This is a genomic window from Cellvibrio fibrivorans, assembly GCF_031457055.1.
GTDB lineage: Bacteria > Pseudomonadota > Gammaproteobacteria > Pseudomonadales > Cellvibrionaceae > Cellvibrio > Cellvibrio fibrivorans.
On the sequence record NZ_JAVDVX010000004.1, the window covers coordinates 380,582 to 392,988 of the forward strand.

General features: G+C 46.8%; 7 protein-coding genes. 1 reads left to right on the forward strand and 6 read right to left on the reverse strand.

Going from position 1 to position 12,407, the window contains the following annotated elements:
* The first annotated feature begins 82 nt into the window (after window positions 1-82).
* On the forward strand, window positions 83-787 hold the full coding sequence (locus J2X05_RS12935; protein WP_310073075.1) for a FadR/GntR family transcriptional regulator: 705 nt from the start codon (window positions 83-85) through the stop codon (window positions 785-787).
* An 88-nt stretch (window positions 788-875) separates the two neighbouring features.
* On the opposite strand, the gene J2X05_RS12940 is transcribed toward J2X05_RS12935, so the two are convergent.
* From J2X05_RS12940 to J2X05_RS12965, 6 genes are all read right to left on the reverse strand, one after another.
* Entirely contained in the window at window positions 876-3,128 is a 2,253-nt protein-coding gene (locus tag J2X05_RS12940) for a S8 family serine peptidase (RefSeq protein WP_310073077.1), read from the reverse strand.
* 210 nt (window positions 3,129-3,338) lie between these two features.
* Window positions 3,339-3,686 carry a hypothetical protein gene (locus J2X05_RS12945; protein WP_310073079.1) on the reverse strand — a complete coding sequence of 116 codons (348 nt, stop codon included), beginning with the start codon at window positions 3,684-3,686 and terminating at the stop codon, window positions 3,339-3,341.
* A 1,066-nt stretch (window positions 3,687-4,752) separates the two neighbouring features.
* Entirely contained in the window at window positions 4,753-6,828 is a 2,076-nt protein-coding gene (locus J2X05_RS12950; RefSeq protein WP_310073081.1) for an ATP-binding cassette domain-containing protein, read from the reverse strand.
* Window positions 6,821-9,547, reverse strand: coding sequence for an ATP-binding cassette domain-containing protein (locus J2X05_RS12955; RefSeq protein ID WP_310073083.1), 2,727 nt, complete (start codon window positions 9,545-9,547; stop codon window positions 6,821-6,823). The genes J2X05_RS12950 and J2X05_RS12955 overlap by 8 nt, the downstream gene beginning before the upstream one ends.
* Before the next feature lie 18 nt (window positions 9,548-9,565).
* Window positions 9,566-10,705: an HlyD family secretion protein gene (locus J2X05_RS12960; RefSeq protein ID WP_310073085.1), complete on the reverse strand. Its 1,140-nt coding sequence runs from the start codon at window positions 10,703-10,705 to the stop codon at window positions 9,566-9,568.
* A 1,244-nt stretch (window positions 10,706-11,949) separates the two neighbouring features.
* Window positions 11,950-12,381, reverse strand: coding sequence for a hypothetical protein (locus J2X05_RS12965; protein WP_310073087.1), 432 nt, complete (start codon window positions 12,379-12,381; stop codon window positions 11,950-11,952).
* Between the last annotated feature and the right edge of the window lie 26 nt (window positions 12,382-12,407).

Consider the following 12,407-nt stretch of genomic DNA (forward strand, 5'->3'; position numbering starts at 1 on the left):
GGTTAGAATGACGCAACCGGTTTTCATTCATAAGATAAATATTTTACTGGTACCAAAACATTCAGTTTGAGGCAGCAAAACGATGGAATTACAGGCAATAAAAACATCTCGCCTTTACGTACAGGTTGCAGAACAGCTGTCAAAGCTGGTTAGTGACGGCACTATAAAAGCGGGCGAACGCCTCCCTTCAGAGCGGGACTTGGCAGAGAAACTCAATGTCAGCCGCCCCACTATCCGCGAGGCGATGATTGCACTGGAACTATCGGGCATTATTGAAATTCGCACTGGCGCTGGCATTTTTGTCACCCAGAAAAAGCCGCGCCTCACCATTGATGATAAAGGCATAGGGCCGTTTGAGATTCTGGAAATTCGCCATATTCTGGAAGCAGAGGCCTGTGCGTTGGCCGCAAAGAAAATTACCAAGCAGCAAATCAGTGAACTGAAGAAAGCCATTATTGAGATGGAAGAAGAGGAACTGCGCCCCGATAGCTCGGAGAAGGCTGACTGGAAGTTCCACAATATTATTGCAGCGGCTACGCAAAACAGCGCTATCTCCACAGTAGTAAATTGGCTTTGGGAACTGCGTAGCCAATCTGACCTAAGCGCCGCTTTTGCTGCACGTCTGCGCGAGCGAGGCGTTCATCCTTCTATCAAAGACCATAAAGACATAGTGGCCGCACTTGAAAATGGCAACCCCACTGAAGCGCGCGCCGCGATGAAAAGACACATTAAAAATGCTACACAGGATGCGGCGACTTACTTTAATAGTAACGAAGCAAAAAAATAAAAACCTTTTCCCCAAACATAAAAACGCCCACCCTATTACAGGGTGGGCGTTTTTATTTTCCAGTAACAACCCAGGTACACATTAATACTTACGGCAAGGTCAGCACCAGATTTTTTACGCTGATCGATTTCGCTGCCGAAGCAGTAAAGGTTTCACCGTAGGAAATACTGGTAGTGGTCACGCCGATACTAGCCGTAGTCACCAGATTGGGAGCCTTCACTGTCCAGCTCACCGTTTTGGTTGCACCATCCGCGATAGTGCCGGTGTTTTGGGTTACCGCACCGGATACCAGCGTAAAGCCTGCGGGCAAATTGATTTTTACGTTGACATTGTGCGCATCCAGATCACCGGTATTTTTTACTGCAACCGAGTAAGTGAAATTAAAATTGCGAATCACACTCGCGGGTGCAGTAATCGTATTGGTGAAAGCAGGGCCGCTGGCAAGCGCAAAATTCTCTTCGGTCGCTAAGGTGTATGGCTCGCTGCTGGCACCATCAAACGATGAGCTGTAGGCGTAAACTTTTACAACCGCTTTCTGGCTTGCACTCGCCGCGACTTGATGCACATTGTCCTTCACGGTGGTGTCAGAATCCAACTGCACGTTAGTCGTTTCGGCATAGAGTTTTAAGTCCAGGTCCGACAAGTTGCGGTAAGTGGTTGGTGTTGCGGCATTGTTGTAATCCACATCGCGCTCCCACACCAGCGTTGCTTTATCGCCATTAAACATATGGCCTTTGTAAAGCTTGTAGCTGCCAGTTTGGTTTTTGGGTTTTACACTGCTGGAGAAATAATCGTTGCGATGGAAGTGGGCGTGCCACAAATCCAGATAGCCCCAACCGTAGGTTTTGTTCCACTCCTTGCCGGTTTTAGCCGTGTCATCGGCAGCGGTATCGGTGTTGTTGTCTTCCCAGGAATCCGCCGTATTGATCAACACTGCTTTGATTGCGCGTGGGTCCCAGTTACCGCCATCCATCAACAATAAAGATGCTGCACCGACTTTAGGTGCCGCCGAGCTGGTGCCACCAAGGTTGGAGTAACCACCTGAGCTGTTGCAGGTCATGGTCTGCTCACCGGGCGCTGCAAGGTCGGGCTTTTTGCGGCCATCGACGGTTGGGCCACGGCTGCTTTCAAACCAGATCACGTCGTCGCTACGGCTAACTGTGTTGTTGTCGAACATATTGGCGACGGTGAGGCCGTTGTAATTATTGCCCGGCACGGTCATGGTGTTAGTGCCAACGCCCTGATTACCGGCTGATTTCGCCCAGGTAGTAGCGTAGTCAAATACCACGCCATCAACAAAGCGTGAGAGCGGATGCCAATCATTCCCCGTGGCATTGCCGTTACCCCAGGAATAGTTGATGACTTCCGGATCATCGCCCGCCGTGCGCAACATCCAATCGGCGCCCGCCATAGTGGTGGCATCATCACCTGCGTTATCGACTAATATCGCGTTCAAGCCAAAGGCGAGACCTTTGTGGGTTGCGTTAGTGCTGGCATACATACAAGCAACGCCCGTCCCGTGATTGCCGTTGGTGGCATAGTTTTCGTAAAAAGTATGGCTTTTAAGTGCATCGTGGGTATCTAACACGCCGGAATCCAGCACGCCCACATCCCACACACCGCCATCAAAACCCGATGCCCACCAGGTATCGGCACCCAATGATTGCACCTGATTGCTCAACTCGGCCTTGCCAGGATTGTTATACACAATTTCTGCGACGCCATTGAGTGCGGCAATTTCTTTTAATGCAGCGACCGGAATTTCTGCGCTAATTGCATTGATAGTCGCGTAATTTTCATGGATTCTTGCACCGAGACTTTTGATGCGATCTACATAGACCTTTTGCACTTCTGCAACCGCCCCACCTGATTGGCGACCAATTTGCTGGCGCAATTCGCGCATTAATTTTTCACGGGATTCATTCAGCGCGCGGATTTCTTTTTTATCTGCATCGGTTACGTACTGGCTCAACAATTTACTTTGTTCAGCTTCTTTGTCCTGGCCTTCAATTGTATCTTTAGGCAGATATTTGTCGTAAATACCGCGCACACGCGCAGCGAGGGCATCAATTTCACCTTCATATTTTGCATTTAATTCACGGGCGATTTTGCGCTGCGGCTGCTCACCGAACACAATCACTACCGGCAAGGTAGTTTGCTGCGCAGCCAAACGCTCCAACGTTGGGTCGATACGCACTACGGCATCAGGCTTGGTAGTTTCGGTTTTTCTGTCGTCATCGGCATAACTGACGCCAGCTGTAGCCGCTATAGCGATGAGCACAGCGCGGGTGAGAGGTTTAACAAGGGCGTGTTGAATAGAGGAATTATTTGCAGTTTTCATAATAAGATCCTTCCTGAGAAAAAGTGATTAGTCCATCCGGTACAGTTCAGTCCCTGTCACTGGATAAGGCTATTGTGCTGCACCAATGGCGACATCACCGTGACAAAACACCGGGGCATTTGTGAAAAATTCACATGCGAAAAATGCGGAAAAAACAAAAGCCCCACCGCAACGCGGCAGGGCTTGTGCGAAATTAAGGGGGACGCCTGATTATTTAGTCGAGGAAGATTTACGCGAGAGAAAAAACACACCCAATCCAATGAGTAGCATCAGCAGCGCCAGAGACTGCAAACCACCTTCATCATCCCGCACGGCAAACCAATCGCTAACGGCGGGCAAGTCGGATTTAGCAGGTGCTGCGTCCACATCAACATCAGCGAGAGCTTCAGCGACATCCTTGTCGACATCTCCTCCTTGCAGAATCACATAGTCCTTGTGCAAAACCGCGTTGGGGGTAGCATCGACTGCTGCCAGATCCGCATCCATAGGGATCGCCGCAGCACTGGATACTATGGAAAAAGAAATTAACGCGAGGAACATGAGTGAGTGGTTGAGCATTCGCGTAACTCCTTTTTTCAGATCGCGCAAACGTGTTTTTGCACTTTGCGTAAACGCTGGTTGTGGTCCTTGTTACAAAGGTGAAGCGATTCAACAGTAGCCGGGCGCCATGCCATAAATGGCGTAACGCGGTGACACGGGGCTTAAAGCAATTGGGGGAGGCATTATGCCTATAGCGCATCCTTGCAACCCTAAGCTCGTGCCACTGAGCGCAGTCTTATCCCTGGCTTGCGAAACTCCTCGTCCCGCTCGCTTATCCTTGCTGACGCCCTGCTACAGTGGTTAAGTTACTGGATTTTGATGGGGGGATCTGTGAGCTAATACAGGGGGGATTTGTGATTTATTCACGGTTGGGGGGATGCGGTGGGACGGAAAGAAAAAACCAGCGGGGTTAGCCGCTGGTTTTAAAAAAATCAATCTTTTCTTCTAACAATTAAAGGTGGACCAGCTTTGACATTGCTCTTAATAGTCAACGCTGTCTGCTTCTGATTTAATTTACTTTTAACGTCTAATTTAGCTTTCATAAAAATCCCCTTGTTGATCAATAGAAATTTACTTCTTGGTAAGATTAATCGTGTCGTTTTACTACCAATGGAGGCCCAGCCTTCACATCACTCCTAGTGACCAAAATTGATTTATTTTTTACCTCAGGCTTACTTACGAATTTAGCTTTCATAAAAACTCCTTATTAAATAGAAATTACAACTAGACTACCTTGGATGAACAACCATAGGCGGCCCTGATCTAACGTTACTTTTAACAACCAGCGAAGAACTCGTCGCTTTTGACTCTTTCGTGTTCATAACATCTCCTTATTACAACTATCAATGAATCGTCATCAACTAACGGGGCCTAATAACCATTGGAGGCCCAGCCTTAATATCACTCTTCACAGCTAAAACTGGTTTCTGATTTTTTACCACAGACTTACTCACTGCTTTAGCCTTCATAAAATTCCCTTAAATTAAATCGATTTGATGGATGGATAATTTTGTATTCAATGACGATTGGTCAATTTGAGTACGAGCCTACGCTATTCTTGCAGTGCCTATTTGTCAACCAGCAGCTAAGGATGCATACATAACAAGGTTGCCGAAGGCTCATTTTTTAAATTACCCAGAATTTGCAAACTCGTCGCCGAATCCAGCGCGCCGAGGCTTTCATCCAACAATAAAAAATCCGGGTTTTGTAATAACGCCCGCGCTAAAAAAACGCGGCTGCGCTCGCCTTGGGATAATTGCCAACCCATCTCGCCGACCGATTGCAAAATACCGGCGGGCATTTTTTTCAGTAAGGGGGTGAGGCCTAATTTTTCACAGGCCATTTCGGCATCGTCTACATCTTGTTGCGTTGGTGGCCAGCTTCTACCTAGCAGTAAATTAAACAGCAGTGTGGCGCTGAACATATAATTGTCGTGATATTGCGGAACCCAGCAAATGGTTTTGCGCCAATGCCGGTACCCCATACTGGGCAGATCACGGTCGTTGCAGAGTAACCAGCCTTGTTGCGGACTGGCCTGCCCGGCGAGCAGCGCAAGCAACGTAGATTTACCGCTGCCCGACTCACCCTGCAATAAATACTGCTGCCCCTGCTGTAAATGCAGGCTCAGGTTGTGAAGCGTTGGCTGTGTGTTGCTGTAACCAAAACTGATTTGATTTACGTTCAGTACAGAACTCGAATTGCTTGCAGGAATATCACTGAGTGCATGGGCTTGAACGGCAGTGTTTTTCTCGGGCTGCAAAAGATCCTGGACATCCTGCCATGCACTCCAGGTGCGCACGAGTTGCTGTGCGCTGTCGGCAAACACATGCCATGCCTGCCAAACCAATAATATCGCGCCGAGCAATGCCACTAACTGCATCATGGATAACAACGATAAAAATATCGCAATGCACAAAATTCCGCTGGCACTGATTAACCATAATCCCGGAACCAGCGTTTGTAGGCGCAATGCCCATTGACCAAATTGCAATGATGTAGACCAATAGGCCTGCAGAAGATGCTCTTCTATTTTGTGTCGTCGCTGTGGCGATGATTGCATCAACCGCGTGCGATTGCCCTGGATGTGCTCAATCGTTAGCTGGCTCAGTTGTTTGCGCTGTTTGGTCCACTCGCGATAAGCGCGCGCGAATTTCACCGTCAACACACTATTGGCCATTAAAAAAATAATAATGAATAACACCAGTGCCCATTGTTGAATCACTATGGCAATGGTCAGCCCAATCGCAATATCGATAATCGCATTGAGTGCGGCAAAGGCGCCGGGCAACGCATTGTGTTGCAGCCCGTCTGCCTCCATTGCTTGCCCGAGTAATTTGGCGGGGCCTTTGGTTGCTTGTGCTTCGGGCGACAGACGCAGTGCGCTTGCTTGCAATTGCCGTTTAATTATCAGGCCGAGGCGAACATCCAGATGCACCTGACACATTTGCCCTAACGCATTGAATGCCCAGTAACTCAACATGGCCAACAGCCAACTGAGCACAATACTGGGCGTCCATAAACTTTGTGCAATTGCATAGCCTAGTAGACTCACACCACCGAGTAACGCAATGCGCCCGGCTATATGAGCCAGCATAAAACCGGTGGCGAACCTGCCTAATCGTTCACGGCCAATTGCCGTTTTCAGGTCGGCTGCGCAAGGTGCGCGCAAAAACCACATGGCCTCAATCGGTTGTTGTGCAAATTGTTGATGCAGTAATAGGGCCCGCGCCTTTTGCAGACGATTGCCGCGTAAACCCAACTCATCAAGCACCTGCACATTGGTGGGGTCAGCCGCGTAGCCGCGATCCTGATAAATAAATTCCACCACTGCCGTTTGGTCACACCAGTGACTATTCCCATCGGGCATTAATAGTTTCAGTTGGCGGCCTTTGCGCTGCGCTACCAACAAATAACCCGCTTGATCCTGATGATGTACTTGAATAATGCCAGGGCAAAAACCTGCCAGGGTTTGCGGTAAGTCGCGGTAGTTGGTTTTGATTGGCAAGGCCTCAATACCTACCGCCTCCGCGTAATGCACAATACTGATTTGTTCGTTATTGACTGGCGCGACTGCTGCGGAAACAGGACGATCCAACCCCTGCACCAAACGATTAACCGCCTGTAAACGCAGGGATTCAGGCCAAATACATTGATCAAACATGGGCTACCTCACTCGCTGGTGTAGCCTGTTGCAGCGATGCCGATGCCTCTAGCCCACCGTAATGCAAATGCCCATTTTGCATGCGCAATGATTGCCAGCCCTGTTCATGCAAAAGCGTGTTCAGCACTTGCTGCTCACACTCACGTAAATGGCTGAGCGCACTACCGGTGCTTGCCAATAACTCTTGTGGTTTACCCTGCTCGATTAATTGCCCGCCGCTCATCACCAATACACGCGGAAATTTAATCGCTTCGCTAATATCGTGGGTGACGCAAATTAACGTTGCTCCGGCATGCTGGCTGCGCAGTTGCTGGAGTAATTGTTCGCGCGCCGCGCGATCCAAACCACGACAGGGCTCATCTAAAATAACCAAACGCGCAGCGTCCACACCTAATGCACGAGCAATACGCACACGCTGCCCCTCTCCACCGGAAAGGCGCTTACCGTCTTCACCTAATGGCGTTTGTAAACCCTGCGCCAAACCTGCCAATACTTTGCCAAGCCCTGACTCGCTCAACTTACCTTTGCCGTGATCATAATTAATATTGTCCAGCAGGCTTCTGTCCCACAATTGCACATTGGCATCCACCCAGGCCGTTTGCGCGCGCAATTGATGCAGTGCTTGTGCATCCAATCCCTTGCCATCTACCAATAACTCACCGCTTGAAGGTGAATGCCAACCCAATAGCAATTCACACAAACTGGATTTGCCCGCACCGGATTCACCCACAATGGCAATATGCTCGCCTGCAGCAATCGTCAAATTGATTGGCTGCAAAACACTATGGCCCGATACATTCAACGCGACATCAACCAAGTCAATCGCCACGCCAGTTGCTGTGTTTTCTTGCGTAGATAAAACACTGTTACCTGATTGGGCTTTTGCAGATAGACCTTCCACTTCGGTGGCTTGCAATAACTCCACAAACAATGACAACACCAAACGATAATCAGGAATTTGCAGTAACAAACTGCTGAGGTGTTTAACCATAAATGGTAAACGCAATAACCAGTAAAACCATAATAAGCTAGGGGCGATTGCATCGGCGGAAACAGCTTTTGAAAACATCAGCCCGGCGATACACAAGAGCGAAACCAGATCCATTGCCAGCAAGGCAAGTGATTGCTGGCTTTGCCTTTGATAATTGGTCTCGCCCCAACGGCGCAACTGTATTTCTGTTTCTGCCTCAAATGTCTGTTGTGCGGCATGGCTGCGAATAACACGCAAACCCCTGAGCGAATCAAAATAAAACATACCCAGCAAACCCGATTGAATGTCTGCACGGCTGGCAAATTCTTGCAGCACTTTTTGTAGCAAACCGCTGCACAACAACATAATCATTACCAAGCCTGAAGCCACTACACCTGCCGTTGTATCCAGCCAGAAAATTCCCAGCAAGGTAAACAATACCAAGGCAATCTGTTGCAGGATGGACACAAAAAATACCGGCAAATTGCGCAATCGATAAAGCCGGTGGCTGCGCCGCGCCATATCGGTCAATAACCGTGTACGAAAATAGGGGTCGTGAATCTTGGGGATTTTTTCAAACAGGGCGATACGGAATTGGTGTTCAAGTTGTCGCCCGAGGGACAAGCTGATCGCCGCAATGGGAAATTCAATGAGTGTGCTGAGCACAATAAATAAAAACACTAAAGGGATAAAGGTATTAAATGTTTGTTGGCCAAGAAGATCGCTTGCACCCAGCAGCCCCTGGAATAGCAGCGCCTGAGTAGTGACCGTCGCTGCCGCTAAACCAATAATAGGCAGCAACCACAAAAACCATTTTTTCTGTTCAGGCAACAACATATCGCGCAACACTTGCCATGGATTCGGCTCAGACTCTTTAACGCGCGGATCTAGCGACAATGGCAAATCTGATTCTGCATTCGCTTGTGCGGTATGTACTCCCTGAATACGCACCAGGACTGCCGCTTCAACACGCAAGGAACTATCTTCTTTTTTATCCTGAATCGCCCACCAATATTGACGGGGTACAACATCAACCCAGGGTTCGGATGATTGCAATGCACGTGTATATTGCCGCTGCAAGAAAGTCAGTAGTTCAGCACCCTTATTCAATGCCTTGCATTGGTACAAAGCTTCAGCCCAGGTGAGCGTTGCATCAAAACTGGCAATGGTTAGCCAATGGTTATTTTCATCTTCTGCAGTAGCATCGGGATGCAGAGTAAGACTTTGAATTAAGGATTGTGCATCTGCACCGCTAATACCCAGCTTCTGCAAACGGCGTTGACTCGCCTGCAAAAAATCCTCACTCATTGCCCAGCCCAACCACATTGTTTTGTCGAGGGACATGCGATGAAGATAGACGCGCTCTTTTAATTTCTTCCAACTGATCCAGTGGCGGCCAGATGATGGGTCCATAATCTGCACCCAAGGCCCCCAGCTGCGCCAGAGCACAATAAAATGGGTTAAGCCATTGGGTAAGCTGGTAATTAAAATAGAGGGCGCAACTGCCGCTTCCGGCAATTCAAATTGATTGAGCGGCACCAATACTTGTTGGGCGTCCAACCCTAACTCACAGGCCAACTCTTCAATGGTATTAACCGAGGTACCATCCACATCGGTTTGGCAGGCCTCGCGCAAGCGCCCGAAGTGAACCGGAATTCCGCAACCTTCCAATACACTTTTTAAACAACTGGGGCCGCAATCCATTTGCGAGACTTGCATTACCTCGGGCGCCAACCATGCAGTTTTCATTGTGAAAATCCTTTTTATTTATTGTTGTGATTGGCTGCGACCAAGGCTTTGCAATAACAATTCCCACGGCGTAGCAGCGGCGACATTCACAATAATCTTTGCGGTCATGCCCTGTTGAATCGCCAAATGGTTATTACCCGCTAACCCCAGGAGCACACGAATAGTGCCATCGCGTTCGGCTTCATTCACCTGCAACACCTGTGCATTGAGCGCGCCATATTGCAACCAGGGGAAACTATCCACCTGTACTTTTGCGGTTTGCCCCACTTGCAAATAGCCTTGGGCATCTATCGGAGAAAATTGTGCAACCACACGCAATTCTCCCTCTGGCACCAGCGTCGCCAGAGTTGTACCTGCCGCAATCCATTGCCCTTGCTGCAAAGGCATAACCTCAGCCACACGCGCTGCTTTGGGTGCACGTAAAATTTTATGCTCTGCCGCTTGTTGCTGTCCGGTTAATTGCGCTTCTAACGCAGCAATCCGGCTTTGCTGATGGGCAATGTCTTGCGCAAAATGCGCACGCAATAAACTTTCCTGTTCAGCTGCTTGATCGCTTTCTGTTTGCGTAGTTTTTACCAACTGGCGGGTTACTAATAAATGCTCATGAATTTGTTGCAGCTGTAATTGTTCTTTTTGAATTTCAATTTTTGAAACAGCGCTGGTCGCGCCTTGCAACAATTCCACCATGGTTTTTTGTTGGTCGTATTGGGTCTGGGCATTAGCCAGTTGCGCGCGAGCGGATTCTATTTTGATTGCAAGAGAGTTGCGCAGAATCGTCAATGCTTGTAATTCGCTGGTGTGGGTATTGGCCATCGCTGCCAAGGCAGTCTTCTGCTCATTCAGGGATTTTTGTAATGTGATGATTTGCTTTTGTTCATCGTCAGTATTAATGACGAGAAGCGAATCACCCTCATTAACAAAATCGCCCGCAGCTAATTGAATCTGTTCAATGCGCCCATTAACTGAAGTGGTAATTGCAATAGCCGGTTGTCCGGTATCAAAGCTACCGGTTGCTTGCTTGGTAATACTCAGCGGAACCAAAAATAACCAACCAAACCACAACAACAATAAAACACCGAGCACGGCTGCAAAAACAATAGTGCGGCGATTAAGGTCAGCGTTGATTGAGGCGAGGGTATCGGAGAAGTTAATTGCCATATTAGGTCGCACATCCAAGTACAGAAAAAGAAAACCAGCGGGTTAGCCGCTGGTTTTTCTAAAGACTACAAACCTTCTCTTCTGATGATCAAAGGAGGACCAGATTTAACATCACTTTTAACAACTAACGTTACTTTTTGTGCTTTCATAAAAATTCCTTGTTAAAGATTAATTAACCACCCAATTAGAGTAATGACAAAATTAACGAGACATTGCTATAACTCCAGAGCCGGATTTAATATCACTTTTAATAACTTACCAACATTAATTTCTATCAATGATCTCTTTTTACAATAATAGGCGGACCGGATTTAATATCACTTTTAATAACTAACGTTACTTTTTGTGCTTTCATATAAACTCCTTGTTAAGGACCAATTAATTACTCGATTAAAACAATGGCAAAACTAGCGAGGGCGTACTTTAATTTCAGGACCAGATTTGATATGGCTTTTAACAACCAATGTTATTTTTTGTGCTTTCATAAAAACTCCTTGTTAATGGACCGATGGATTGACTAATAGCACCTTCAACTTATCTAAAGTTAGGTGCGCCATTACGCTAAGGCGACATCAATTGAATGTCAATCACTGATGCGACAAGATTAAATGAATAGCAAACATAAGAGATATCTAATTTACTAGCGGTTGGCACAAAAAGCTGCATTAAGACCCGAAAACAAAAACCAGCGAGGTTAGCCGCCGGTTTTTCTAAAGACTACAAATCGCCCCTTCTAATGATCAGTGGAGGACCGGATCTAACATTACTTTTAACAACTAACATTACTTTTTGTACTTTCATTAAAACTCCTTATTAATGAATCGATGGATGGATTATTACACCTGCAACCCATTTAGAAAGTGAGGGCGCAAGAAGCTGAATTGACACCCTAAAAAAATCAGCGGGGCCAGGCGCTGGTTTTTTATGAACATTTTCGTTAGTGCTCCCTTTTTACAATCATTGGAGGACCAGCCTTAATATCACTTTTAACAACTAATGTTACTTTTGGTGCCTTCATAAAAACTCCTTGTTAATGGATTTGTAATTGACCGAAAACGTCGAAATTGCATCTTCATAAAAGAGATGTTCTTGCATGAAATAAAAGTAGCTCTAACGGGGCATAACATGGATGGTAAGGCCAACTTTAATATCACTTTTAACAACTAACGTTAATTTTTGTACTTTCATAAAAACTCCTTATTAGTAGATTAAAAATAATAACGCCATCAAACCGCCAAAAGAATCTAGCGCCGAACAACCACAATATTTGGATCTGTGACTTTTCCGTCCACTCGAATACCATAACGATATAGAAGTCTTTCTATAGAAACTGATTTTTTAGTTGCACGCTGTTCTCGTTCAAAAATATCTTTTGGAATTTCAACAGTGACCACCCCTTTAGATGATTTAAGTTGAAGCTCCCTAATTGGACTTTTTCCATCCTTAAACAAAATATCGAACTCATTAGGACCCGCAAAAATTATTTTTTGTCCAGGAAAAACCTTTACCGTTTCAACAGTAGATTGAGGGTAAGAATTTTTATCCAAATATAACCCAACCAATACGGTATCAGTTCCCGGCAGTGCAGCTAACTCACCTACTTTAGAATCAAAATTACTGCACCCATTCAAGAGCAGAAAACTTAACACAACTACAAAACCATAAAAATTACGCATACAAAAATCTCCTATTTAATTAATAA

Excerpts from the sequence above, each read along its gene's own strand:
- J2X05_RS12935 (WP_310073075.1), top strand. The coding sequence starts at position 83 with ATGGAATTACAGGCAATAAAAACATCTCGCCTTTACGTACAGGTTGCA.
- J2X05_RS12940 (WP_310073077.1), bottom strand. The coding sequence starts at position 3,128 with ATGAAAACTGCAAATAATTCCTCTATTCAACACGCCCTTGTTAAACCT.
- J2X05_RS12945 (WP_310073079.1), bottom strand. The coding sequence starts at position 3,686 with ATGCTCAACCACTCACTCATGTTCCTCGCGTTAATTTCTTTTTCCATA.
- J2X05_RS12950 (WP_310073081.1), bottom strand. The coding sequence starts at position 6,828 with ATGTTTGATCAATGTATTTGGCCTGAATCCCTGCGTTTACAGGCGGTT.
- J2X05_RS12955 (WP_310073083.1), bottom strand. The coding sequence starts at position 9,547 with ATGAAAACTGCATGGTTGGCGCCCGAGGTAATGCAAGTCTCGCAAATG.
- J2X05_RS12960 (WP_310073085.1), bottom strand. The coding sequence starts at position 10,705 with ATGGCAATTAACTTCTCCGATACCCTCGCCTCAATCAACGCTGACCTT.
- J2X05_RS12965 (WP_310073087.1), bottom strand. The coding sequence starts at position 12,381 with ATGCGTAATTTTTATGGTTTTGTAGTTGTGTTAAGTTTTCTGCTCTTG.